Raw genomic sequence first — 24,911 nt, 5'->3', positions numbered from 1 at the left:
TGGCGCCCAAGAAAAATCCACGCATCTTCAACTCACCTTTCCTAGTCCTGCTGCCAACCATGGCACAGGATCCACTGGTTCGCCCCCTTTACGCAACTCAACATACAGTTCCTGAGCATTTTTTGCGGGGACATCCGCCGTTTTTGCCCTTTGCGGCACCGCACGCGCCTCATCTTGCATGATCCCGACCGGTTCACCGGCCAAAACCCACTGACCAACCGAGGCATAAACCTCATCCATGCCAGCCAGCAGGGTATGGTACTCTTCGCCATGGGCAATGATCAAGAGCTTGCCATAGCCGCGAAACGGACCGGAATAAACCACCCGCCCATCATATGGGGCCACCACCTGCGCCCCCGCAAGGGTGGCGATGGTGATTCCTTTTTCATGAAGGCCCCCATTGAGCGCCCCGAATGTTCGCAAAAGCCGCCCGCGCGCCGGTAAAGCGAGGCTACCCCGGGCCTCGCTCAAAGGAGCTGACGAAGGGGGGACAGACGCGGGGGGAACCGCCAAAGCCACAGCCTTTTCTTCCGGCGTTCTGGGCATCTGCGCAAGCCGCTCAGCCGCTGCATTGGCCGCCGCCAAACGGCGGGCACGCTCGGCCTCGATGGCTTTGAGCAGGTCCTCAAGGCTGCGCGCCTGATCCGCCAGCCGGGCCATCACGCGGCTTTCCTCCTGCGCTTCTTGCGACAATTTCTGCCGTTCGGCCTGTCGTGCCTCGCGCTGGAATTCCAGATCCCTGCGGCTGGCTTCCAAAGCCTTTTGATCGGCCTTCAGGGTCTCGCGTTCGGCCATCAATTCTTTGCGAAGATCAAGGATTCGGGCCACCTGCTGGCCCACGGCGCGGGCTTCATCTTCCAATTGCGGGGCGAGTTCCCGCAAAAGAATGGCGCCCTTGATGGTTTCATCGGCATCGCCGGGCCGGAGCAGGGCCAAAGCCTGAGGCCGACGCGACAGGCGCTGCAGGGCAGCGAGCGTGCGGGCCATCTGATCCTGTTTAAGTTCGAGCAGGCTTTCCTGTTCCTGCAAAAGATCGCCCACCGTTTCGATTTTCAAGGCCACCGCCGTCACCCGCTCTTCAAGGGCCTGTACATCGGCGGTGGCGGCAATGATCGAGCGGGCAATGGCCTCGGCTTCGCGGCCCGCAGACCGGGCTTTTTCCGCCAATGCGCGCTGCTGTGCCGCCCGCTGCTCCAATTCCTGCTCGATAGCATCGAGACGGCTGCGGGGATCGCCTTCGGGGTTTTGGGCCGCACTGTTTGGCACGGCACAGGCCATTCCCAACCCAAGGATCAGGAGCGTGAGGGCAATGCGTCCGGTCAATATCGACAAAGGCATGCGCGCCCTCATTCCCGGTGATAAGGATGACCGGCGCTGATCGAAACCGCCCGGTATATTTGTTCTGCCAGCATGACCCGCACCAGCATGTGCGGCCAGGTCATTTTCGACAAGGATAAAAGCGCATCGGCCCGGGCCCGCATCGCATCGCCATGGCCATCGGCCCCGCCAATGGCAAAGGCCAGCGGCCGCCCCTGCTGCCGCCAGCCTTCCAGCTTTTGCGCAAAGCCAAGGCTGGTCAAATCCGGGCCCTGTTCATCCAAAAGAATGAGAAAAGCATTGGCGGGCAGGGCGGCGAGGACCTTTTCCCCTTCGCGGTGTTTTCTTTCCGCCACAGACAAGGGCTTGCGTTCTTCCACCTCATGGATGTCGGCCCCGAAAGGCAACCGGTCGAGATAAGCCCGGGCAAGCTGCGCTTCCGGCCTTCGCCCGGCCTTTCCCACCGCATAGATCGTCAGCGCCATGCCGCAGCCCCATGTTTAAACCAGCATCATGCCTGGTGTTTTAAGCGAGTGGGGCCGCGCGTTCAATGATCGCGTCAAGATCAAGGCCATCGGGCAGGGTGCCAAAGGCCCGCCCCCAATCCCCGCCAAGGCGGCTGGCGCAAAAAGCATCGGCCACAGCAGGGGGCGCATATCGCACCAGAAGCGACCCCTGCAAAACGAGGGCCATATCTTCGACCAGTCGCCGGGCGTGGCGCTCATCAACCGACCCTTTGGCAAGCTTTGTGCCCATCTGATCCATGGCCCGATCCAGAAACCGATCCGTGCCTTTTGCGGCATGGATTTCCGCCATCAGGGCTTCAACCGATTGCGGCGATTTATGAAGCGAGCGCAGCACATCAAGGGCGATCACATTGCCCGAGCCTTCCCAGATGCCATTGAGGGGGGCTTCGCGATAGAGCCGGGGCATCACCGTTTCTTCCACATAGCCAACCCCGCCATGCACCTCTAAAGCCTCGGCAATCAGAGGGGCCACCCGTTTATTGAGCCAGTATTTCGCCAAGGCCACCGCCAAGCGGCTGAAAGCCCTGGCCTGTTCGCGGTCGCCGCCCGCTGCTGCATCCTCGCCGCTCTCCCCGCTGCTTTCATCATAAGAACGGGCAATCCGAAAGGCCAGAGTCGTGGCCGCCTCCTGCTCGATAGCCATATCCGCCAGCACCATCTGCATCAGGGGCTGATCCACCAGCCGCCTTTGAAAGGCCGTGCGATGGCGGGCATGATGGATCGATTCCGCCACCGCCCTGCGCATCAGCGAGGCCGCCCCGATGGTGGTATCAAGGCGGGTATGATGAACCATATCGATGATCGTGCGCACCCCCGCCCCTTCATCGCCAATGATTTCGGCATAGGCCCCATGATATTCGATTTCCGATGAGGCATTGGCCTTATTGCCCAATTTATCCTTCAGCCGCTGGATGAACAGACGATTGCGCTGGCCATCGGGGGTCCATCGCGGCACGAAAAAACAGCTCAATCCCCCGGGGGCATAGGCCAAAGTAAGAAACGCATCCGACATCGGTGCCGAACAGAACCATTTATGACCGGTCAGTTCATAAGCCCCGGACGTCGCTACAGCCTTCGTGCTGTTGGCCCGCACATCCGAACCGCCCTGCTTTTCGGTCATCGCCATGCCCATGGTGGCCGATGCCTTATCGGCCACCGGCCGCGCCGCCCCATCATAATCCCGCGAAAGCAATTTCGGCTCCCACAAGTCCGCCAGATCAGAATGATGGCGAAGGGCGGGAATGACCGCATAGGTCATGCTGAGGGGGCAACACACCCCGGCTTCCACCTGATGCATCAGATATTCCAAAGACGCATGACGCACATGCCCGGCTTTTTTTGCGGTCCAGGCCACCGAATGCTGACCATGCGCCATGCCCAGCGCCATCATCTGATGATAGGCCGGATGAAAGCGCACCTCATCGATGCGCTGGCCATAGCGATCAAAGGGATGAAAATCCGGCGGATGGCGATTCGCATCATCACCGGCCTGCAGAATCGCCGCATCCCCCAAAGCCGCACCATAGGCATCTGCGGCCTTTTGGGCATCGGCATCGCCTTCCCGGCCCACGGCTTCGATCAAAGCGGCATCGGCGGCATAAAGATTATAATCCACCAAAGGCGGAGGCTGATTGGTCACCGCATGGGTGGGCAAATCGGCCATAGGACGAAAAGGGGGACGAAAGGGGGACATAAGGCGTTCCTTCAACAAAGGACCAGAATCCTGATCAAGATCGAACAGGAAAAGTTGAACAAGCTTAAACCCCCAAACAAAGCGGGAAAAGGGTGCAGCCATGCTTGCCTGCCGATGATGGCGGCGCTATGCAGCCTTGTTCGGGCCATGAACAGCCCCAAAACCATTGAACACGAAATCCCAAAAGGACCAAAAGCATGAACCCAGCCGCGCCGCCCTTGCGCTTTCACAATGCCCGCGCCGTGGTTACCGGCGGCACATCCGGCATCGGGGCGGCGGTGGTCAATGCCCTGATCAAGGAAGGGGCGCGGGTGGTTTATTGCGGGCTTCCCGAACCCGAAGGGTCCACGGCCCAACATTCGGGTGAAACGGCAATCGCGCCGGTTCGGGTGGTGCCCCATGATCGCGCTTTATGCCAGCCCTGTGATGTGCGCGATGATCGGCAAACCGGGGCTTTCATCGCCGCCGCCCGCCAATGGATGGGGGGCCTTGATCTGGCGGTGAATTGTGCGGGCATCAGCCATGCCCCGCAAAAGCTGGCCGATCTCAGCCCCGAAACCTGGCGGCAGGTGATGGCGACCAACGCCGATGGGATTTTTCATGCCCTGCGCCATGAAATCCCCGCGATGCTGGAAAGCGCCCAATATGATCAAATTACCGGCCATCCGCCAGAAGAAGTGCCGGGCCGCGCCATCGTCAATATCGCCTCGATATTGGGCACCCGGGGGGCACCCTGGATGGCGGCTTATGGGGCCAGCAAACATGCGGTGGTAGGCCTCACCCAATCAGCAGCCCGCGATTATGCGACCATGGGGCTGCGGATCAATGCCATCTCCCCCGGCCCGGTGGAAACCCCCATGCTGCACAGGGCTTTAGCGGATATCGGCCATGATCACAGCAAATATGCGGGCGGCTTTCCCCCCGCAGGGCCGGGGCAGCCCGCCGATATCGCCGCCGCCGTGCTGTTTTTGCTGAGCCCGGATGCCCGCTATATCAATGGGGCGAATCTGAGCATCGATGGGGCTATCACCGCGATCTGAGACCCCTTAGCACGGGCATTCAAAGACGCAATCCGCGAGGAATGAGCCAGCGCCCCGCCAGATCGAATGAGCCCGTAACCAAAAGCGCAAGCCCGGCCGCCGGGATCGCCCCTTCTAAAATGAGGCCCATATCATTGAGGCGGATACCCGTTAAAATCGGCTGACCCAGACCGCCTGCCCCGATCAAGGCCCCCAAAGTGGCGGCCCCCACATTGATCACCGCCGCCGTTTTGATCCCCGCCAATAGGGTGGGCAAAGCAAGGGGCAATTCGATCCGCCACAAGCGCGCCCATGATGATAAGCCAAGGGCCCGCGCCGATTCCTGCAGATCCCCACTGATGCCAGTCAGCCCGGCATGGCCATTGCGCACGATAGGCAGCAACGAATAAAGAAACAAAGCGGCAATGGTGGGGGCCGCCCCCACCCCCAAAAGCGGGATCATGAATACGAAAAGGGCCAAAGCCGGAACCGTTTGCAAAAGCCCCACAAAGCCTAGAATCGGCCCCCCCAAAGCGGGCAGGCGAAAAGCCGCGATGGCCAGCGGAACCGCTACCAGCAAAGCCGCCCCCAAAGACACCGCGACCAGCGCCAGATGTTCGAGACTGCGGCCCCACACGCGTTCCAGCCTTGATTGCGGGGACGCAAGAATGGGCGCCGGACCGCTGCCATCATCCACGAAATCCGCCGCCACCCGGCTTTCGCTGCGCTGATCGATCTTCACTGCCTTGTTCATCGCCCGCATCTGATCGCTGCTGATCTGCCCTGCCAAACCCTGCAAGATGGGGATCAGCGCGGGATGGCTGCGGGCCAGATCAAGACGATAAAGAAACACCGCCTCATAACGGGGAAAAAACCGCCGATCATCATCCAGAACCGCCAGATCGTAAAAGGCGATTTCCGCATCCGTACTATACACATCGATGATGTCGAGTCGTCCCGCCGCCAGCCCGCGATAGGATAGTTCATGCTGCAGGCCATTGGCGGATTGAGGCAGACCATAGACCCCCTTCAGCGCCCGCCAGCCATCGCCGCGATCAAGAAATTCATTGGAAAGGCCGAACACCAGATCGGGCTGCGACCGCAGATCGGAAATCTGCTTCAACCCACGCTTTTGCGCCATTTCCGACCGGGTGGCGAGGGCAAAGCTGTTTTCAAAACCCAAAGACCCGGTGATCCCCAGCCCATCGCGGGCCAGCCGGTCGCGCAAAGCTTGCGCATCGGGCAGATCCTCACCGGCATAGATTTCATGGCGGATGGTGCCCGTATAATCGGGATAGATGGCGATTTCACCGGATTTGAGGGCATCAAACACAATGCGCGTGCCCCCCAAAGCCCGGCGATGGGGCAGATCGATCCCCGCCCCCTGCAGCTTCAACCGCAGGATTTCCGATAAAATAATCGATTCGGTAAAGGCTTTCGAGGCAATCACCGGCTGATCGGCCTGCGTTTCCTGCCCCATGGCAAGAGGGGGTAAAAACAACAGGACCCCTATCAGCATGATGACCGCTGCTTTCATTCCGCCCCTCCGATCATCAGGCCCCGCTGGGCGCGGACAAATTCGCTGACGAACGGCTCGGCGGGATGATGGCACAAATCATCAAAACTGCCATCCTGAACAACCAGCCCATCGCGCAATAAGATGATCCGATCCGCCAGCCATGCGGCTTCCGCCAGATCATGGGTAACCAGAATGACCGTTGCCCCCACCGTCTCGAAAATCCCGCGCAAATCCGCCTGAAGCTGAAAGCGGATCATGGGATCGAGGGCCCCCAAGGGCTCATCCAGCGCCATCACATCAGGGCCGAGCATCAAGGCCCGCATCAGGCTCACCCTTTGGCGCTGGCCGCCCGATAATTCCACCGGATAACGCGCCAGTTGATCGGGCTCCAGATGCACCAATTGAGCCAGTTCATCGAGGCGGGCGGCGATCTTTTGACGGGACCAGCCCGCCTGACGGGCCATCAGAACCACATTCTGCGCCGCCGTAAGATGGGGAAACAAACCCCCGCTTTGGATCACATAACCAAAGTGCCGACGATAGGCGCGGATATCATGCGCCCCCAAAAGCTGCCCGCGAAACAGGATCTGCCCGCCGCTGGGGGCCACCAATCCCGCGAGCAGGCGCATCAGCGTTGATTTGCCGCAGCCCGAGGGGCCGATCAGCGCCACCCGCTCCCCTTCATGGATCGCGAGATCCAAAGGCCCAAGCGCCCGGTGCGCGCCATAATCGCGGCTCAATTTTTCCAGCCGATAAAGGGGATGATGATCGGGCGCTGTCATCCCATCAGCTTAATCAGGCTTCGCGCAAAGCGCTACAAGGAACAGCGAGGCCCGCCTTCAAAGCGCTGTCATCAAGCGCTTTTCCGTTTTATATAAGCGACATGGAAAGTCTGTTCATCCAATATGAAGCGATCATGCGCCTTGCCGCCTTTCTTGGCATGTTCGCCCTGATTGCCGGAGCGGAAATCATCCGCCCCCGGCGGGCTGATGTGGATCGCCGCCATCGCTGGCCGCTCAATCTGGGAATGGTGGTGCTGGGCAGCCTTTCCCTGCGGGCTTTGGGGCCGTTGATCGCGGTTTCTGCGGCGATCTGGGCGCACAAGCACGATATCGGCCTTTTTCATGCCCTTGATTGGCCCCATGGCATCGAAATATTCCTGATGGTCGTGCTTTTGGATCTGGCGATCTATGCCCAGCATGTGGCCTTTCACAAAATTCCGTTTTTATGGCGTTTGCACCGGATGCATCATGCCGATCTCAGCCTTGATGTGACCAGCGGGCTGCGCTTTCATCCCCTTGAATATCTGCTGTCGATGCTGATCAAAAGCGCCGTGGTGGTGGCTTTGGGGGCGGATCTTCTGGCGGTGATTTTGTTTGAAATGCTGCTCAATGCCACGGCCATGTTCAATCATGGCAATCTGCGCCTGCCCCGGCGCCTTGATCGCTTTTTGCGGCGGCTGATCGTGACGCCCGATTTTCATCTGGTCCATCATTCTGTCACAAGAGATGAGCATGATCGGAATTATGGTTTCAATCTGCCCTGGTGGGATTATGCCTTCAAAACCTATAAAGCCGCGCCCGATCTGGGGGTGGATGGCATGATCATCGGCCTCAAACCCTGGCGTCGCCAAAAGGAATTGGGCTTTTGGGCGCTTTTGATGATGCCCTTTTTGTCGGACAATGTTGAGGGTGGGGTTGAGGGCGGGAAAAAGCCGGACGAGCGCATGAGGACTGATCCATGAAAACCGGGAAAAAGCTTTATCTGATGCGCCATGCCAAGGCCGGCGATAAAAGCCCCGAGGGCCGCGATTTTGATCGGCCACTCAATGCGCTGGGGGTGCGGGCTGCGGGATTGATGGGCGCGCATCTCAAAGAGTGCGTGAACCCGCCGAAGATTTTTTTATGCTCGCCCGCCTTGCGCACCCGCCAGACGCTGGAAATCGTGCAGGACAAAAGCGGCTGGCAGGCCCCGATAAACCATGCCCCCGATCTTTATGCCGCCACATCCGATGCACTTTTGGCCCAGCTTGCGCACTTGGATGAAAGCATTTCGATTGCCATGATCATCGGCCATAATCCCGCCATTCATGATCTGGCCCAGCTTTTAGCGGGGCGCGGCCGCACCACCCTCATTGAAAGCCTTGAAAAGCGCTATCCCACCGCTGGATTTGCCGAAATCGAGCTTTATGAAAGCCGCTGGTCCGAACTGCGCACACAGGCAGGCCATGGCCGTTTGGTGCGATTCGATCTGCCCCGCCATCTGCCCTGAAATTCATTGGCCATCATCGCCTTTCTTGACGGATGCGATCACTGCGCCTAGGTATTCCGGCAAACCCCCTATGAGCCCGGATATCATGACAACACGCCCCATTCTCACCTGCCTTGATCCTGTTCTGCGACAGAAAAGCGCCCCCATCGAACGGGTGGATGCCGATCTCGATCATCTGATCGATGATATGCTGGAAACCATGTATGAAGCCCCCGGCATCGGGCTGGCCGCCGTGCAGCTTGGGATTTTGCGCCAGCTTCTGGTGGTTGATGTGGCCGATGATGATGAAGGCCGCCAACCCCATGTGCTGATCAATCCGCAGATCATCTGGTCATCGGATGAACGCTCGATCTATAATGAGGGCTGCCTTTCGGTACCGGATTATTATGCCGAGGTGGAGCGCCCCGCTTCATGCCGGGTTGCCTTCATCAATCGTGAGGGCAAGGCCGATGAAATCGCCGCCGATGGCCTGCTGGCCACCTGTTTGCAGCATGAAATCGATCATCTGAACGGGGTGTTGTTCATCGATTATCTGTCGAAACTGAAACGCGATATGGTGATCCGCAAGCTGGCCAAGATCCAGCGCGAAACAGTGACGCTGTGAGCCGATGACCCCCTTGCGTCTTGCCTTTCTGGGAACGCCCGACTTTGCCCTTCCCACCCTGCGCGCCCTGCATCAGGCAGGCCATGAGATCGCCGCCGTTTATACCCAGCCGCCCCGCCCCGCAGGAAGGGGGCAGGCCCTGCGCAAAAGCCCTATCCATCTTTATGCCGAACAGCATGGCTTGCCGGTTTTTACGCCCAGGCGATTGAAAAGGGCGGATAATGTAGCGCAGTGGCGGGCTTTGAACCTTGATTGTGCCATTGTCGTTGCCTTTGGCCAGATTTTGTCGAAGGATATTCTCGATGCCCCGCGTCTGGGCTGCATCAATGTTCATGCCTCGCTCTTGCCGCGCTGGCGGGGCGCCGCGCCCCTGCATCGGGCGATCATGGCGGGAGATCGCCAGACCGGGCTTTCCATCATGCGCATGGACGAGGGCCTTGATACCGGGCCGGTGCTGATGCGCGAAACCCATGCCATCGCCCCTGATGACACCACCCAAAGCCTTCATGATGCGCTGGCCGAGAAAGCCGGGCCTTTGCTGCTGAAAGCGCTGGATGGCGTGGCGAAAGGCAGGCTTGAGGCCATCCCCCAAGCCGAAGAAGGCATCTGCTATGCCCATAAGATCGACAAAAGCGAATCGATGATCAACTGGGATGACAGCGCCATCGCGATTGACCGCAAAATCAGGGGGCTGACCCCCTTCCCCGGTGCCTTTACCCTTTTAAACGGCGAGCGACTGAAGATCTTGAAGGCCGAAATCGTCTCCCCAACCGATCCATCTCTTAAAGCCCCGCCTAAAGCCCCGCCCGGAACAGCGCTTGATGATGCCCTGACCATTGCCTGCGGGCAGGGTGCCTTGAAGCTCATTCATCTGCAAAAACCGGGCCGGGGGGCCATGGATGCCGCCAGCTTTCTACGCGGCCATGCCATCCCCAAAGGCACCCGCTTCGGCCCGGCCATCGCGGCGCCCACCAAGACCATGCACCCCGGGGATGAATGAGGATGGCCCGGCGGTTCAAGCTGCTCATCGAATATGATGGCCGCCCTTTTGCGGGCTGGCAAATTCAGGCCAATGCCCCCAGCATTCAGGCGGCTCTGACCAAAGCCATCCATGCCTTTACCGGCGAACAGGTGATCGTGCATGGCGCCGGGCGCACCGATGCCGGGGTTCATGCCAATGGGCAGGTGGCCCATGTGGATATCGAAAAGGCCATCAGCCCGCAGCGCTTTCTGGGCGCCATCAATCATCATCTGAAGCCGCATCCCATCAGCGTTTTATCGGCTGAAATCGTGGGGAATGATTTTCACGCCCGCTTTTCCGCCCGCCGCCGCAGCTATCGTTATGAGATCATCAATCGCCCAAGCCGATTGAGCTTTGCCGAAGGGCTGGCCTGGCATGTCAGCCGCCCGCTGGATGCCGATGCCATGCAGGAAGGGGCCAATCATCTTTTGGGGCGGCATGATTTCACCACCTTTCGCCATAGCGCCTGTCAGGCCAGATCGCCGATCCGAACCCTTGATCTTTTGCGGGTGGAACGCCTTGATGATCGCCTGCATATCCATGTTTCTGCCTTATCATTTCTGCATCATCAGGTGCGATCCATGGTGGGCAGCCTTGAATTGGTGGGGGCGGGAAAATGGCCGCCCATCATGATGAAAGAAATTTTGGAAGCGAAAGACAGATGCGCCCTGGGCTTTAACGCCCCGCCCTTCGGGCTTTATCTCACCCGCATCGATTATTGAATAATGTATAAATATTTCGCAATATAGCGTCTGTTTATTTCAGTATCTTTAAGCATATATTTCATCTATATTTCCTGAAGGTCCTATAAAATTCTGAATTTATAAACCCCCCTTAAAGATTCTAAATTTATTCTTATCGCCTGATTCAAAAATCTGTGATCACCCGTCACGATCGGTAACCTTTTTATGTCTGCCAAAAATTCAGACAACGCGATTCCAAGCAGCGCAATCAAAACGCTTCTGGCGCAAAAAGGAACTGCCGATGAAGCCCAGCGCCAATCTTTGGCGGAATTTGTGGCAAATTCTTTTGCCCGCAATGATCTGAGCGATGATGAAAACCGGATCGCGATTGAGATTTTGCATCGCTTTGCCCGAGATACCAGCGAAAGGGTGCGCACGGCTCTTGCCCATTGTTTGGCCCATACCCCGATTCTGCCAACGGATCTGGCGCAAAAGCTGGCTTATGATGTGGTGCATGTTGCCGAACCCATTTTGATGCACAGCTTATCGCTCACCGATGAGGATCTTATGGCCATCATCTGCATGGATGATGGCCAGAAACAAACCGCCATCGCCAAACGATCCGATCTGTCGCATTCGGTGGTTCATTCTCTGATCGAAAGGGCGCAGGAACCGGCGGTTGAAGCGGTTCTGGACAATAAAACAGCCCGGATCGCGGGCGATGATGCCCGCCTTGCGGCCCAGCGTTTCAGCAAAAGCACGGCTGTTCTGGCGGCCATCGCCAGACGCCATGATCTGCCCGCCGATCTGGCCGCCGATATCGTGCTTCATGCCAGCGCCGGGATCAGGGCTTTGATCGAGGATCAGCTTGATCTGCCAACACCCTTCATCGAAAATCTGGTTCTTCGTGTGCGCGATGAAGCCCTGCGCGGGCCTTTGGGATCGGCCTTGGGGAATCATCTGCTCGCTATTCTGCGCCGCCTTCATGATCGCCAGCAGATCACCGACAGCCTTGTTTTGCGAATCACCCTTTTGGGCGACAAAGACATGCTGGAAGCCGCCATTGCGGTGCGCGCGGGCATGGGTCTGGTGGCCGCCCGTTTGCAGCTTTATCATCGTGGGCCCCAGGCTTTTGCCGATCTGATCCAGAAGGCGCGCTTTGCCCGGATGCTGCAACATATCCTGAAGCTGGCCCTGCCTTTATTGCGCGAAGCCGAAGATCGCAAGAGTTTCGACAGGAGCCGCTATCAAACCCGCCTTTCCTATAATCTGGTGCATAATTTCAGGACCATAGCCCCCGGGCCGCCGGAAAATCTGATTGCCCAGATCCTTCATCATGCGGAATGGCAACAAGCCAAGACCTGATGATAAAGGCTGCCAGAACCGCTGGTTCGGCGGGTGCCTGTGGCGTGCTATCATCATGGGGTCGTTTGTTTTGCTCTTGCCCGAAAGGCCGCGCCATGAGCCTCAAAGATCTGTATCCGATCGACGCCCCCGACCATCATGATGTGATCAATCGCTTTGCCACGCGCTTTGACTGGCGCTTTGATGATGGCCGCGAGAGCCTTTTGGGGCTTTATGAAAAAGGCAAGCGCAAGCAATGGAATGCTGTGGATCGCATCGACTGGTCTTTGGAGCTTGATCCCGAAAACCCCCAGCAGCTTCCCGAGCAGGTGCTGCCCATCTATGATGCCCCCTGTTTTCTGCAGCTCAGCCGCGCCCGCCAGATCGAAGTGCGCTGCGCCCATCAGGCCTGGACCAATTCCCAATTCCTGCATGGCGAACAGGGTGCGCTTTTATGCGCGGCCAAAATCGTGCAAAGCGTGCCCGATCTGGACAGCAAATTCTATGCCGCCACGCAGGTGATGGATGAAGCCCGCCATGTCGAGGCCTATCAGGCCCTTTTGCATAAATTCGGCCGCGCCTGGCCCATGAGCAAACCCTTGCAATCCCTGCTCGATCAGGTGCTGGAGGATAACCGCTGGGATATGACCTATCTGGGCATGCAGGTGGTGATCGAAGGATTGGCGCTGGCCGCTTTTGCCATGGTCCGCGATCAGGCGCAAAATCCCCTGGCCCAACAGGTGAATGCCTATGTGATGGAGGACGAAGCCCGGCATGTGGCTTTTGGCCGTTTGGCCCTGCGCGATTATTATCCCCAATTGAGCGAGGCGGAACGCCGGGAGCGCGAGGATTTTCTGATCGAAGCCTGCTATCTGATGCGGGATCGTTTTGAAGCTCGCGAAGTGTGGGAACACCTTGATCTGCCAGTGGAAGACTGTGTGGCGCATCTGCGTGACAGCGCCACCATGCAGCAATTCAGGGGCTTTTTATTCAGCCGCATCGTGCCCATCGTCAAGGATATCGGGCTGTGGAGCCAGCATGTGCAAAAAGCCTATCACGAGATGGGGGTGATTTCCTTTGCCGCCATCGATATCGATGCTTTGCAAAAGCGCGATGAAGATATTGCCGCTGAATTCGATGCCCGCCGCCAGCATGTTGAGGCCACCATCAAAGCCGCCCATGGTTAAAGCCGGACCATCAGGAAGCCCTTAACGGCGGCCCCGCACCGACAAGGCGAGCTTCAAGCATAAGCGCGCGGTGAGGGTTTCCGCCGGCATGCCGGTGGATTTGCACTGGATTTCCGTTTCCAATATCAGATCAAGGGCGGCGGCCAGACGATCCGGTGGCCAGCGCCCCACATCGCGCAAAAAGCCATCGCGTTCCTTGAAAAACAAGGGCGGGGCCAGCCGCCCGGCCGCTTCACTGGCAGACAAACCCTTGTTCATATGGCCCCGCACCAGATGCAGACGCATCAACCGCGCCTGCAAAACCCGCAGCACGGCAATCGCGCTTTCACCGCTGATCCATGCCTTTTCCAGCAGATAATCAAGGGCCGCTGCCTCGCCACCGGTCACCGCTTGCGCAATTTCAGCCAAGGTGAGCGCCGCCGCATCCCCCACCGATGCCCGCACATCGTCCATACTGATCGTGCGGTCAGGATCATCCCCCTTATAAAGGATCAGCTTTTCGATTTCGCTGCGGGTGACCATGCGATCATTACCCAGATGCGCTGCAAGCCAGGCCAAAGCATCGGGGCTGGGATCAAGCCGGGCATCCTGAAAAGCCCGGCGTAAAAGATCCACCAGATCGCGCCCCTCATCGGCATAGCAGGCAATCGCCAGCAGATGATCATCCCCCTCAAACAGCTTTCTCAGTTTCGAGCCTTTGCCCAGATCCCCCGCCATGGCCAGCAACAGGCTATCGCCCGCATGCAAAAAGGCATCTTCAAGGGCGGGAACCATCGCATCGCTGGCCCCATCAAGGCGGATCAGCCGTCGCCCGCCAACCATCGACAGGGCCGCCATTTCATCGGCGAGAATCGATCCCGTGGCCTTGACCATATCCGGGCCAAGGCGCGCCACCCGAAAGGGATCGGCCAGATCTTCCACGATCTGCCGCCCGATGGCATCGGCATATTCACGGCCCAGCCCTTCATCCGGGCCATAAAGCAAAACACCCCGAATATTGGGCGACAAGGCCCGCAAAGCTTTTTCGGTCTGCTGTTTTGTGGCCTTTACCATGGCGGGTCCCTATCTACGATCTGGAATGGCCAAAAACCATTGCGGCCACCATCCCCCGAACCGGCATGGGATTAAGATGGGTCTTTCTGGCGGAAATGCCGGGCAAGCCGGGACACGATCCGATCAACGATCTGATTGGCCGTGCGTTCGCGCGCATCCCTTTGGGCCGATAAATTGGCGAAATCCGATTGCACCACATCATAGGTCATCCACGCGCTGAGATCATCGGCCACAGCCACATCGCCGGTTTTCAGATCCACCAGCGTGATAAGGGCATCGAGCTGAAGCTTCTGGCGGGTGATCGCCCGATCCTGACGAAAGGCAAAGCCTTCGAGCTTTTCATCAAGATCAACCCGCAAACCATAGCGGGGCACATCCGGCGTGCCCCGGGGGCTGAGCATCCCGATCAGCCGATTGCGCACCTGCTGGCCCAAACGATCCCCGGGCTGGGCCACCTCGATCATGGCAAACTGGCTGGCCAGATCCTGATAAGACTCGCTTTCCCCGGCAGGCTGGGGCGCATAAATCGGCGAAAAGCCGCAGCCCGTCAAAAGCAGGCTGGCCAAAAGGGGCAGGAAACAACGATGAAGGCAAAAGCGCATGGCGGATATCACATCTGGCTTAAATCACGATATTGACGATACGATTGGGCACGACCACGATCTTGCGAACGATTTTATCGCCGATGGCACGGCGCACCTTGTCGGATGCCAGTGCCAAGGCTTCCACATCGGGGCCGGACGCATCTTTCGCACAATCGATGGTATCACGCAATTTGCCGCCCACCTGCACGCCAATGGTAACGGATTCCTCAACCAGCAAAGACGGATCGGCCTCAGGCCAGGGGGCGCCGGTCAGCATGGTTTTATGGCCTAAGCTTTGCCACAGTTCTTCGGCCAGATGCGGCATCATCGGCGAAACCAGCCGCACCAGCATTTCCAAAGCCTCGCGGTAACAGGCGGGATCGATATTCGGCACATCGGCAGCGGCAATGGCATTGGCCAATTGATAAAGCCGCGCCACCGCCCGATTGAGATGAAGGCCGGTGATATCGCCCGTCACGCCCTCGATCGCCTTATGTACCGAACGCCGCAAATCAAGGCTGTCACCGGAAAGATCGGCGCGCACCGGCGTGTCCGGGGGCACCAAAGCCCCCTGGGCTGCCGACACCAGACGCCATAAACGCTGGGTAAAGCGCCACGCCCCTTCGATGCCGGTTTCGGTCCAGATCAGATCGCGTTCCGGCGGGCTATCAGACAGCACGAACCAGCGCGCCGTATCGGCCCCATATTGATCGATGATATCATCAGGATCGACCACATTGCGCTTGGATTTGCTCATTTTCTCGACCCGACCGGCAGAGATTTTGAGGCCGCTATCAGATCGGATCAGGGCTCCCGCATCATTTTCCCGCACAAGGCTTGGGAAAACCCACTGCCCGGCTTCATCGCGATAGGTCATGTGATTGACCATGCCCTGGGTAAACAGGCCCGCGAAAGGCTCTTCCAGATCAAGATGGCCGCAACGCTTCAGGGCGCGGGTGAAAAAGCGGGCATAAAGCAGGTGCAAAATCGCATGTTCCACACCGCCGGTATATTGATCCACCGGCAACCAGTAATCGGCCGCCGCCCGATCGATGGGGCGATCGCTTTGGGGCGCGGTAAAGCGGATGAAATACCATGAGCTATCGACAAAGGTATCAAGCGTATCGGTTTCCCGCAGGGCCGGTTTCTGGCATTGCGGGCAGGTGGTGTGCTTCCAATCGGGATGATGGGCGATGGGATTGCCCGGCTTATCGAAAGAAATATCTTCGGGCAGCACCAAAGGAAGCTGATCGCGCGGCACCGGTACGATGCCACAATGCTCGCAATGGATGATCGGGATGGGCGTGCCCCAATAGCGCTGGCGGGAAATCCCCCAATCGCGCAAACGGAAGGTCACCTTGCCCCGGCCCCAACCACCCTTTTCGGCCAAGCCGATCACATGGGCCTGGGCATCCTCGATGCTCATGCCATCCAGAAAATGGGAATGAGCGAGCCGCCCCGGCCCGGTATAGGCTTCCGCCCCCACGCTGAAGGCATCGGGTGATTGATCATGAGGCACCACCACCGGGCGCACGGCAAGGCCATATTTGCGGGCGAAATCCAGATCGCGCTGATCATGGGCCGGGCAGCCGTAAATAGCCCCGGTGCCATACTCCATCAACACGAAATTGGCCACATAAATGGGCAGATCAGAGCCCCCCGCAAAAGGATGCCGGGCCACAAGGCCGGTATTGAAACCTTTTTTCTCCGCCGCTTCCAAGGCTTCCTGCGAGGTGCCGGAGCGCTGGCATTCCTTGATGAACGCCATCAGATCGGCATTGGTTTCCGCGAGCTTCAAGGCCAAAGGATGATCCACGGCCACGGCACAGAAACTGGCCCCGAAAATAGTATCGGGGCGGGTGGTATACACCTCCAGCCGATCCTCAAGACCCTCGATTTCAAAGCTGAACTGCAGGCCTTCCGAACGGCCGATCCAGTTTTCCTGCATGGTCCGCACTTTTTCAGGCCAGCGTTCCAGCATCTTCAGATCATCGAGCAATTCATCGGCAAATTCGGTGATTTTCAAAAACCATTGCGACAGTTTGCGCCGCTCCACCGGGGCCCCGGACCGCCAGCCGCAGCCATCGATTACCTGTTCATTGGCGAGCACGGTTTGATCCACCGGGTCCCAATTCACCCAGGATTCCCGGCGATAAACCAGCCCGGCATCCATGAAATCCAGAAACAACGCCTGTTCATGGCCATAATAAGACGGATCACAGGTGGCGATTTCCCGGCTCCAATCAATGGCCAGCCCCACCTGTTTCAACTGGGTGCGCATGGCGGCGATATTGTCATAGGTCCAATCGGCGGGATGGGTGCCCTTTTCCATCGCGGCATTTTCAGCCGGCATCCCAAAAGCATCCCAGCCCATGGGATGCAGCACATTATAACCCCGGCTCATATAAAAGCGGCTGAGCACATCGCCGATGGTATAATTACGCACATGCCCCATATGAATCCGCCCCGAAGGATAGGGAAACATTTCCAGCACATAATATTTCGGCTTGTCGGGGGTCTGTTCTGCACGAAAAAGCGCAGCTTCATCCCACTGGCGCTGCCATTTTGCTTCCGTGACTTTAGGATTATAACGCGACATATATCTTCCTGGCTTTTCTTCGGCTGATCTTGATGATGGGCCCCTCAATCAAGGGCTGGCAGGAGCATGATCAGTATTTTGTTTTTTGACGTGGCGCAAAGCCCGGCCTGTTTCGGCGGATCATATTGCCTCAATTCCCCAGAGAATCGATCCGCAATTCCCGCGCACGCTTCAGGATGGCATCTTCAATCTTAAGCTCGGTGCCCGCCCGGAGCGGTTCATTCACCCAGATGGATGATGCATTGCGCACCTGCCTTACCACGCTCACCTTCAAGGTATCGGCACGCAACTGGCCCCCCAGAATAAAGGCAGAGACCTTCATCCGTTCATTGGGCACATCGGGATGCACATACCAATCGGTGATCAAGGCCCCGGCGCGGGGATCCACATCAACCATCGGCATGAAAGACAGGGTTTCCACCGCCGCCCGCCATAAATAGCCATTCACCCCCGATGATGTGGGTTCAATGCGCACATCTTCCTTGTCACCGCCAAAAATGCCGCAGGCGGAGAGCGTGGCCGCTGAAAAGGCAAGGCCGATGATCGTCAGGACGAGTCTGATAGTCATGATATCCCTTCACACGCGTCGTTATCCGGATTGTCATCCAGAATGCTGTCAAATGCGGCTATATACCGGTCCTTAGGGCAATTGACCAGCGTTAGAAACCCCAAGCCCCAGATCACAGCCCAGATCGCCCCCCAGATCATGCCGTGCATAAGTGCAACAGGCCATGGCAAAAATAAGGGCAGCATCTGGATTTCGTTGAAATGAAATGGTAATCTCTTATCATTATCCTTATCTAAGGTTCGCTCTCATCCATGCCATTGCCCATGTGCAGATAAAAGCGGGTGCGGATGAAAGCAGGCTTGAACATAAGAGCTTGAACTTAAGAAAACAAAATCAACATAAGAGATCCGCTAAGGACTCTTTCAGGGAAGAAGACGCTTTTACCGTGAAACAGGCATTCCTCAAAGCATTGGCTCTTTTGGGTATGTTCGCCATCTGTATCACAGATGGTGCTGCGGAACAGGTGCCGCGGTTCAAATCCAGCGGCTTCCTTCAATCTCTTGATCTTTTTGCTGATCAAAGCGCCACTTTGCAAGGTGACGATCAAAAGCCTGATCGCCTGAAAATCGATTTTGCCTTTCGCGGCGAGCAAATGAAGGAAGAGCCGGGCTTTTTATATCTGCGCGATGAAAGCAGCGATCAGACGGGCGATATCGCCCCCTTGCAATCGGCGTCTCATGCTCGCCCTTCTACCAGCTTCACGCCACGACTCAGCGCCTTGGGTGGACTTGATCGCGGGGTTGATCCCAATGGCCGGGCCCGCACCCTGAGCAGCTTCACCCCGCGCTATGCCGGTTCTGAAATGAGCTTGAGCTTTGCGCCGCGCGAAAACAGCGCCCCGCGCGAACAGATCAGGCTTAAGATCAATTCCGAATATCTTCTGGAGCAATCCCCCGGTTATCTGGCCGCCGGATCAGGGCATTTCGGCTCGGGGGCAGCGCTTTCTCCCTATGATCGGGAGTCCATCAATATGGGGATGAGCGTGGGCTATCTGGGCTTTATCATCGGTGCCAGCATGACCCGCGAATCGGGCGGGCTGTTGCAGGATGTTGATGGGTTCAATATCGGATTCGGCTATGCCTGGTCGGCCTTCACCACCCAATTATCGGTGGGGGAATATCATCTGAGTGGAGATGTGCCCGGCTTTGAGACCGGCTATGATCGCTATCACAAGCTGGAATTGGGGGCCGCCTATGCGGTGTCTGAACGGCTGCGTGTTTCGGGTGGGGTGCGTTTGTTCGATTATGGCGCACGCTTTAGCATCAATAGCGATTCGGCAGAACGTTCGGGCCTGCTTTATCTAGGCACCCGCTTCAATTTCTGATCCCGTTTTTCGTTTTTAGGTTATTGCCTCAGCGCCTGTTTTGGCGGCATCGGGCGGCCAGATGGCCAAAGCGATCTTCGTGGAATCCACTGATCGCGGCAATGCCGCACAAGCCGGGCGGCAGGCGGTGGATATTTTGGCTGTTGATCCCGCCCAAGGCATACACCGGCAATCGGCTTTCGCTGATCATACGTGCCAACCGATGCGGCCCCAGGGTTTTGGCACCGGGATGGCTTGATGTTTGAAAAACCGGTGAGCATAAAACCGCATCACAGCCCAGCCGCCATGCCTGCGCCACGGCCCGCTGATCATGGGCGGCTGCAGTCATGATCCAGCCCGGCTTTCTCAGCATCCTCCCCCTTCTTTCCAGCATCCCCCCCCTTTTTTCCAACATCCATTGCGGCCAGTGAACGCCTTGCGCGCCACAAGCCCGCGCCAAAGCCACGTCGCCCGCCACCAGAAGCACCAAGGAGCGCGCCCTTGTAATAGCGGCCAGCCGCTGCGCCAGCCCAGCCCGATTTGGGGCCTGATAAGCCCGCAACAAAACCCCGCTGCCCGGCAAAAGCCGATGCAAAACCCCCATCATGGCCGGGCTCAGATCGCGATCAATGATATAAAAACAAGGCGGCAGGGCCTTGACCAAAGCCATTTTGTGTTTCACCTGAAGCCAGATAACTGTTTGGAATGGGATGATGATGCCAAAACAACCCTATAGCGCTGATGATGTGGCTGGCAATCTTGCTGATGTCAAAACCCGGATCGATGCCGTGATGCTGGCTCAGGGCCTTGATCGCCCCCGCCCTTTGATCATTGCCGTTTCAAAACGCCAAAGCGCCGATCACATCCGCCGGGCGCTGGAGGCCGGGCATCGCCATTTCGGCGAAAACAAAGTGCAGGAAGCCCAGGACAAATGGCCCGCCTTGTTGCGCGATTATCCCGATGCCCGGCTGCATCTGATCGGCCATCTGCAAAGCAACAAGGCCGCTGATGCCGTGGCCCTTTTCGATGTCATTGAAAGTTTGGATCGGCCCAAACTGGCCCATGCCATCGCCAAAGCCTTGGGGCAACACAACAAACAACCCAGCCTTTTCATTCAGGTCAACACCGGCGATGAGCCGCAAAAAAGCGGCGTGGCCCTTGATGAATTGGATGATTTCATCGCCCTGTGCCGCGATGATCTGGAACTGCCCATCACCGGTCTGATGTGCCTGCCGCCCGTGGATGATGATCCGGCGCTCCATTTTGCCCTTTTGGCAAAGCTGGCCCAGCGCCATCATCTGCCGCAGCTTTCCATGGGCATGAGCGGGGATTTTGAACTGGCAGCCCTGATGGGGGCAAGCCAGGTGCGGGTGGGCACGGCAATTTTCGGCCCCCGCCCCGATTAGGAAAGGCGATCAGATCGGCACGATATCGATTTCCTGCACTGCGCCCATAAGGGCGGCCAGCTTTAAAAGATCATCAGGCCGACAGGCCACACAGCCCAAAGTGGGCGGCAGGCTTTCATCGGTCATATGCAGAAAAATCGCGCTGCCCCGCCCCGGCACCACCGGCTGGCGATTGAAATCGAGCACGAAGAAAAGATCATAGCGATGATCGGTCCGCCATAAATCCTCATGGCTGACGGCAAAGGGTTTTTTGATGAGGCGATTATAATCCGGGCTTTGGGGATCATCACACCAGCCCCAATGCGCCTCGATCACTTTCAGCGGCAAAGCACAGGGCGGCGGGGCCAGGCGATCCGCCCGGTAATAGCCCATCTCCAGCCCATAGCGCCCCGCAGGTGTGGCCCGATCCCCTTCCCGTGCTTTATCTGCGGGCACGATCCCCGCCCCGCCCAAGGCGCAGGGCACCACCAGATCCCCAAGGCCAAGCCAACCCCGGCTGGCCCCAATGGGCGCGCGCACGGTCATGATCGGGCTGGTCATAGAAAATGCCCGGTTTTATCGCGCTTTGTGGCCAGATAATGGGCATTGTGATCATTGGCGGGGAAGCTGTGTTCCACCCGCTCCAAGATGGTGACGCCCTCATCTTCCAGCCCGCTGACTTTTGCCGGATTATTGGTCAACAGCCTGATTTTCGTAAAGCCCAGGGCTTTCAGCATCGCCGCTGCCGGGGCAAAAACGCGCTCATCCGTGGCAAAGCCCAAGCGCAGATTGGCATCCACCGTATCATGGCCAAGATCTTGCAGGGCATAGGCTTTCAATTTCGCGATCAGGCCGATCCCCCGGCCTTCCTGCGCCAGATAAAGAAGGAGACCGCCACCCGCCGCCCTGATGCTTTCAAGGGCCCCGCGAAACTGGCTGCCGCAATCGCATTTCAAAGACCCCAGCGCATCGCCGGTGAAACATTCGGAATGAAGCCGCACCAGCACCGGTTTCGAGGGAGCCGGATCACCCAGCAGAATGGCGAAATGCTCGATCCCGCCGCTGATCGGGCGAAAGGCAATGATCCGGCTGTCCACGGCCCCCTCGATAGGCAGGCGGGCATCGGCAACGATGCGCAAATCCGCTGTCTGGCGATCATCGGCTTGAGCGATCTTTTCTTTTTCCACCCATAAAAGGCCATGATGATCGGCCAGTGCTTGCGGATCACCATCCAGCGGAAAGATGAGCGCTGCCGGCAAAAGCCGGGCAATTTTCAAAAGCCGCAGCACCGCTTCGTGAAGATCGGCGGCAGCCGGATCATTATCGATCATCTGAAACGGCCCCTTCAAGGGGGCGGCCAGATCAAAAGTGGGATCGGCCAGCGCCCGCATTTGCGCCGGGCTCAGCCAATCGGGACAGGCCAAAGGCACGGCGGCGCGGCCCTTATGGTGAATTTTCAGGACTGCCGCCCGTTCGCGGCTGATCAAAAGCTGCGCCCTTCCAAAAGGGGCAAGCTGCGCCAAACGCTGGGGATCAGCCATTTCCGCGGGGAAAACGACAAAAACCGGCGCGCCATTCCCGATGCCTCGCGCCCCTGGGCCATCGGCGATCAAAACCGGCAAACCCCGGCGCAAATCCCCCGCTGCCCGGCCGATGGCGACCATGTCACGCTGTTGTGTCTGTAAAAAGGCTTTACCTATCGCCATATCCGGCTCGCTCTGGTTAAAATATGTTCTGTGTGTCATAGATAACGGGTGGCGTGCCGAAAGGCACCCTGAAGCTGTGACTTTCTTTAAAGCCCTTAACGGAAAGACGCATTCCCTATGTCGGTCAAACGAATTTTGCTTGTTGATGATGATGATGATCTGCGGAGCGGGCTGGCCGAACAGCTTGCGCTGCATGAGGAATTTGAACCCGCGGAAGCAGAAACTGCAACCCGGGGCATAGAAAAAGCGCGAGAGATCAGCCCTGATCTGATCATTCTGGATGTGGGGCTGCCTGATATCGATGGTCGTGAAGCCTGCCGCATGATGCGCAAAGCGGGGATCAAGGTTCCCATCATCATGCTGACCGGTGCCGATACCGATGCCGATACCATTTTGGGGCTCGAATCAGGTGCCAATGATTATATCTCCAAGCCCTTTCGCTTTGGTGTTCTGCTGGCTCGCATGCGGGCGCATCTTCGCCAGCATGAACAAAGCGAGGATGCCGTTTTCCAGATCGGACCCTATGTTTTCAAGCCCGCCAACAAGCTTTTGGTGCAGGAAGACAAGGGCACCAAATTGCGGCTGACGGAAAAAGAAACATCGATCCTCAAATATCTCTATCGCGCCGGGGGACAATCGGTCAGCCGGGAAGAGCTGCTCAATGAAGTGTGGGGCTATAATGCCGGGGTGACCACCCACACGCTGGAAACCCATGTTTATCGCCTGCGCCAGAAAATGGAGCTGGACCCATCCGATGCCCGCCTTCTGGTCACCGAACCGGGTGGCTATCGCCTCAATGCGGCAAAAGACGACTGAGCGAGCGGGCGCAGAAACCCCCTCAAGACAAGGGCAGATCGATATCGACGATGACCGGAGCATGATCTGATGGCTTATCCCAGCTCCGGGCATCGTCGAACACACTCATCCCCCGCAAACCATCTTTAAGGCAGGGGCTGACCCAGATATGATCGAGCCGCCGCCCCCGATTGGACGCCCGCCAATCCCGCGCCCGATAAGACCACCAGGAAAACAGCGGCTCATCATCCGCCACGAAATGGCGCATGGCATCCACCCAATCATGGGCTTTTTGCAAGGCGTGCATCCGTTCGGTTTCCGGCGGGGTGTGGCTGACCACCTTCAATAATTGCCGGTGCGACCACACATCGCTTTCCAAAGGCGCGACATTGAGATCGCCCACCATGATGCTCGGCTCATCCAGCGTTTTTGACCAGCCGATCATTTCATCAAGAAAATCAAGCTTATGAGCAAAGCGGGGATTCACCTCGCGGTCTGGCTCATCGCCCCCTGCGGGTACATAGAAATTATGCAGCTTCACCCCGCCGGGCAGGCGTGCCGCGATATGCCGGGCATCGCCCTTCTGGCACCAATCGGCGCTTTCAATCTCTTCGAGGGGCAAGCGCGATAAGGTCGCCACGCCATGATGATTGCGCTGTCCGGCGATGGCCTGATGAACATAGCCGCGCTCTTCAAACCAGCTGCGGGGAAATTGATCGGTTTGCACCTTGATTTCCTGAAGGCATAAAATATCAGGGTCCTGCAGGCTGATGAAACGATCCACAAGATCAATCCGGGCCCGCACGGAATTGACATTCCATGTGACCAGACGGGCGCGTTTCGATGGCCGGTAAGCCTTCGATGCTGTGTCATAGGCTGAAGCTGTCATCAATCGGGGTCTCTTTTCAGGGAAAATAATTCAAAAAAAGCGCCATTCATCAGAAAATATTGAGCGTGCCGCCCATGATGCCCACGGGCCAGCGGCCATGCTCGAAAATCCTGAATTTATAGCTGATGGCATGATCAGGATCGCCGCCCGATGCCAAAAGCAGGGCCGCCTGATGGCACATCTGAACAGCGGCACCGGTGGCCGCGCGAACAAAGGCTTCATCATCGATCAACAAAAAATCCCGCACCTCCTGGGCAGCAGCCTCGGCGCTTTGGGCGGCTTTAGCAGCAATATGGGTGAGCACCAGTTCCAGCGTTTCTTCATCCACCTCGGCCAAAGCATCCTGCAAAACCGCCATCCGCATCAATTCTTCCGCTTCCCACGCGGGGCTGTTGAGATCGATGCTTTCCGCCGCCCCGGCTGCATCCTCCCACAAGGGCAGGATTGCCGGCTGTGCCTCGGGAAAGCCCAAAGCATCGCAATAGCTTTGGCTATCGGCCATGAGGGCTTTGCTCATGGGATCGCCCACCGCCCGAAACCACGGGCAGCGCTCGATCAAGCTGGTGAGCCGCCCCACCCCCGCTAAGGTCGGATAGCGTTCAAAAACCTCGAAAGTCTCTTCGTCTGATCCGGGGTCTGAAGGGATATCTGATCGGCGATCGGTCACAGGATCAAATCCTTTGGTCCATGCATGAAAGCCCCGGCATGGGGATATCGGACGCCTTCATGCCATAAGAAAAATGCCCGGTCGAGGGGGGTATCGACCGGGCACCGACGCTCAGTATGCGTCTCGTGACAGCCAGACCGGAAAGTGGGGGGCACAACTCCGGGAGGGGAAGGCTGT

General features: G+C 57.9%; 25 protein-coding genes. 11 read left to right on the top strand and 14 right to left on the bottom strand.

The features are described 5' to 3' along the window. Nucleotides 1-27: 27 nt before the first annotated feature. From QK300_RS00725 to QK300_RS00715, 3 genes are read right to left on the bottom strand one after another with little or no spacing between them, the layout of a single operon-like run. The gene (locus QK300_RS00725) at nucleotides 28-1,338 is read right to left on the bottom strand and encodes a peptidoglycan DD-metalloendopeptidase family protein (RefSeq protein WP_281299888.1); all 1,311 of its coding nucleotides are present in this window, start codon (nucleotides 1,336-1,338) and stop codon (nucleotides 28-30) included. Nucleotides 1,339-1,346: 8 nt separating this feature from the next. Further along, entirely contained in the window at nucleotides 1,347-1,802 is a 456-nt protein-coding gene (locus QK300_RS00720; RefSeq protein WP_281299889.1) for a 23S rRNA (pseudouridine(1915)-N(3))-methyltransferase RlmH, read from the bottom strand. Nucleotides 1,803-1,842: 40 nt separating this feature from the next. Continuing rightward, nucleotides 1,843-3,507, bottom strand: a complete 1,665-nt coding sequence (locus tag QK300_RS00715) for an acyl-CoA dehydrogenase family protein (RefSeq protein ID WP_348651798.1) — start codon at nucleotides 3,505-3,507, stop codon at nucleotides 1,843-1,845. Between the two features lie 227 nt (nucleotides 3,508-3,734). Between QK300_RS00715 and QK300_RS00710 the strand changes: the two genes are divergently transcribed. Beyond that, a complete protein-coding gene (locus tag QK300_RS00710; protein WP_281299891.1) occupies nucleotides 3,735-4,577 on the top strand; it encodes an SDR family oxidoreductase in 843 nt (280 codons plus the stop codon). A 19-nt stretch (nucleotides 4,578-4,596) separates the two neighbouring features. On the opposite strand, the gene QK300_RS00705 is transcribed toward QK300_RS00710, so the two are convergent. Both QK300_RS00705 and QK300_RS00700 read right to left on the bottom strand, forming a co-directional pair. After that, nucleotides 4,597-6,075 carry a glycine betaine ABC transporter substrate-binding protein gene (locus QK300_RS00705; protein WP_281299892.1) on the bottom strand — a complete coding sequence of 493 codons (1,479 nt, stop codon included), beginning with the start codon at nucleotides 6,073-6,075 and terminating at the stop codon, nucleotides 4,597-4,599. A 14-nt stretch (nucleotides 6,076-6,089) separates the two neighbouring features. Continuing rightward, nucleotides 6,090-6,857: an ATP-binding cassette domain-containing protein gene (locus QK300_RS00700; RefSeq protein ID WP_281299893.1), complete on the bottom strand. Its 768-nt coding sequence runs from the start codon at nucleotides 6,855-6,857 to the stop codon at nucleotides 6,090-6,092. A 101-nt stretch (nucleotides 6,858-6,958) separates the two neighbouring features. On the opposite strand from QK300_RS00700, the gene QK300_RS00695 reads away from it, so the two are divergent. The 7 genes from QK300_RS00695 to QK300_RS00665 all read left to right on the top strand — a co-directional run bounded on the left by QK300_RS00695 (nucleotide 6,959) and on the right by QK300_RS00665 (nucleotide 13,185). Next, nucleotides 6,959-7,819 (top strand): sterol desaturase family protein, encoded by an 861-nt coding sequence (locus QK300_RS00695; protein WP_281299894.1) that lies wholly within the window; start codon nucleotides 6,959-6,961, stop codon nucleotides 7,817-7,819. Continuing rightward, entirely contained in the window at nucleotides 7,816-8,346 is a 531-nt protein-coding gene (locus tag QK300_RS00690; RefSeq protein ID WP_281299895.1) for a histidine phosphatase family protein, read from the top strand. The genes QK300_RS00695 and QK300_RS00690 overlap by 4 nt, the downstream gene beginning before the upstream one ends. Before the next feature lie 85 nt (nucleotides 8,347-8,431). Beyond that, on the top strand, nucleotides 8,432-8,950 hold the full coding sequence (gene def / locus QK300_RS00685; RefSeq protein ID WP_281299896.1) for a peptide deformylase: 519 nt from the start codon (nucleotides 8,432-8,434) through the stop codon (nucleotides 8,948-8,950). Nucleotides 8,951-8,963: 13 nt separating this feature from the next. Then, entirely contained in the window at nucleotides 8,964-9,950 is a 987-nt protein-coding gene (gene fmt / locus QK300_RS00680; RefSeq protein WP_348651797.1) for a methionyl-tRNA formyltransferase, read from the top strand. 2 nt (nucleotides 9,951-9,952) lie between these two features. Continuing rightward, on the top strand, nucleotides 9,953-10,693 hold the full coding sequence (gene truA / locus QK300_RS00675; RefSeq protein ID WP_281299898.1) for a tRNA pseudouridine(38-40) synthase TruA: 741 nt from the start codon (nucleotides 9,953-9,955) through the stop codon (nucleotides 10,691-10,693). A gap of 186 nt (nucleotides 10,694-10,879) precedes the next feature. Then, nucleotides 10,880-12,019, top strand: coding sequence for a DUF2336 domain-containing protein (locus tag QK300_RS00670; protein WP_281299899.1), 1,140 nt, complete (start codon nucleotides 10,880-10,882; stop codon nucleotides 12,017-12,019). A gap of 95 nt (nucleotides 12,020-12,114) precedes the next feature. Then, nucleotides 12,115-13,185 (top strand): diiron oxygenase, encoded by a 1,071-nt coding sequence (locus tag QK300_RS00665; protein WP_281299900.1) that lies wholly within the window; start codon nucleotides 12,115-12,117, stop codon nucleotides 13,183-13,185. A gap of 21 nt (nucleotides 13,186-13,206) precedes the next feature. Here QK300_RS00665 and holA read toward each other — a convergent pair whose 3' ends face one another. The 4 genes from holA to QK300_RS00645 form a co-directional block, all read right to left on the bottom strand. Then, nucleotides 13,207-14,238 carry a DNA polymerase III subunit delta gene (holA, locus tag QK300_RS00660; RefSeq protein WP_281299901.1) on the bottom strand — a complete coding sequence of 344 codons (1,032 nt, stop codon included), beginning with the start codon at nucleotides 14,236-14,238 and terminating at the stop codon, nucleotides 13,207-13,209. A gap of 71 nt (nucleotides 14,239-14,309) precedes the next feature. Beyond that, nucleotides 14,310-14,840 carry an LPS assembly lipoprotein LptE gene (lptE, locus tag QK300_RS00655; protein ID WP_281299902.1) on the bottom strand — a complete coding sequence of 177 codons (531 nt, stop codon included), beginning with the start codon at nucleotides 14,838-14,840 and terminating at the stop codon, nucleotides 14,310-14,312. Nucleotides 14,841-14,859: 19 nt separating this feature from the next. Continuing rightward, a complete protein-coding gene (leuS, locus tag QK300_RS00650; RefSeq protein WP_281299903.1) occupies nucleotides 14,860-17,421 on the bottom strand; it encodes a leucine--tRNA ligase in 2,562 nt (853 codons plus the stop codon). 130 nt (nucleotides 17,422-17,551) lie between these two features. Further along, nucleotides 17,552-17,989 carry a DUF3576 domain-containing protein gene (locus tag QK300_RS00645; RefSeq protein WP_281299904.1) on the bottom strand — a complete coding sequence of 146 codons (438 nt, stop codon included), beginning with the start codon at nucleotides 17,987-17,989 and terminating at the stop codon, nucleotides 17,552-17,554. 385 nt (nucleotides 17,990-18,374) lie between these two features. Between QK300_RS00645 and QK300_RS00640 the strand changes: the two genes are divergently transcribed. Next, on the top strand, nucleotides 18,375-19,313 hold the full coding sequence (locus QK300_RS00640; protein WP_281299905.1) for a porin: 939 nt from the start codon (nucleotides 18,375-18,377) through the stop codon (nucleotides 19,311-19,313). A 28-nt stretch (nucleotides 19,314-19,341) separates the two neighbouring features. Here QK300_RS00640 and QK300_RS00635 read toward each other — a convergent pair whose 3' ends face one another. Then, entirely contained in the window at nucleotides 19,342-19,962 is a 621-nt protein-coding gene (locus tag QK300_RS00635; RefSeq protein ID WP_281299906.1) for a thiamine phosphate synthase, read from the bottom strand. A 43-nt stretch (nucleotides 19,963-20,005) separates the two neighbouring features. Between QK300_RS00635 and QK300_RS00630 the strand changes: the two genes are divergently transcribed. After that, nucleotides 20,006-20,698: a YggS family pyridoxal phosphate-dependent enzyme gene (locus tag QK300_RS00630; RefSeq protein ID WP_281299907.1), complete on the top strand. Its 693-nt coding sequence runs from the start codon at nucleotides 20,006-20,008 to the stop codon at nucleotides 20,696-20,698. Between the two features lie 9 nt (nucleotides 20,699-20,707). Here the strand turns inward: QK300_RS00630 and QK300_RS00625 are convergent, their stop codons facing one another. Both QK300_RS00625 and ribA read right to left on the bottom strand, forming a co-directional pair. Beyond that, nucleotides 20,708-21,238 carry a L,D-transpeptidase family protein gene (locus QK300_RS00625; RefSeq protein WP_281299908.1) on the bottom strand — a complete coding sequence of 177 codons (531 nt, stop codon included), beginning with the start codon at nucleotides 21,236-21,238 and terminating at the stop codon, nucleotides 20,708-20,710. Beyond that, nucleotides 21,235-22,341: a GTP cyclohydrolase II gene (ribA, locus tag QK300_RS00620; RefSeq protein WP_281299909.1), complete on the bottom strand. Its 1,107-nt coding sequence runs from the start codon at nucleotides 22,339-22,341 to the stop codon at nucleotides 21,235-21,237. The genes QK300_RS00625 and ribA overlap by 4 nt, the downstream gene beginning before the upstream one ends. Nucleotides 22,342-22,500: 159 nt before the next feature. On the opposite strand from ribA, the gene QK300_RS00615 reads away from it, so the two are divergent. Next, nucleotides 22,501-23,199 carry a response regulator transcription factor gene (locus QK300_RS00615; protein WP_281299910.1) on the top strand — a complete coding sequence of 233 codons (699 nt, stop codon included), beginning with the start codon at nucleotides 22,501-22,503 and terminating at the stop codon, nucleotides 23,197-23,199. 22 nt (nucleotides 23,200-23,221) lie between these two features. Here the strand turns inward: QK300_RS00615 and QK300_RS00610 are convergent, their stop codons facing one another. Both QK300_RS00610 and QK300_RS00605 read right to left on the bottom strand, forming a co-directional pair. Further along, complete coding sequence (locus tag QK300_RS00610) at nucleotides 23,222-24,067, bottom strand: exodeoxyribonuclease III (RefSeq protein WP_281299911.1); 846 nt, start codon at nucleotides 24,065-24,067, stop codon at nucleotides 23,222-23,224. Between the two features lie 49 nt (nucleotides 24,068-24,116). After that, entirely contained in the window at nucleotides 24,117-24,734 is a 618-nt protein-coding gene (locus QK300_RS00605; protein ID WP_281299912.1) for a hypothetical protein, read from the bottom strand. Between the last annotated feature and the right edge of the window lie 177 nt (nucleotides 24,735-24,911).

The sequence above is a fragment of the Iodidimonas sp. MBR-22 genome, from assembly GCF_029946565.1.
Lineage (GTDB): Bacteria > Pseudomonadota > Alphaproteobacteria > Sphingomonadales > Rhodothalassiaceae > Iodidimonas > Iodidimonas nitroreducens.
Note: the sequence above shows the minus strand (reverse complement) of the source record. Positions and strands in the feature narration are given on the sequence as shown.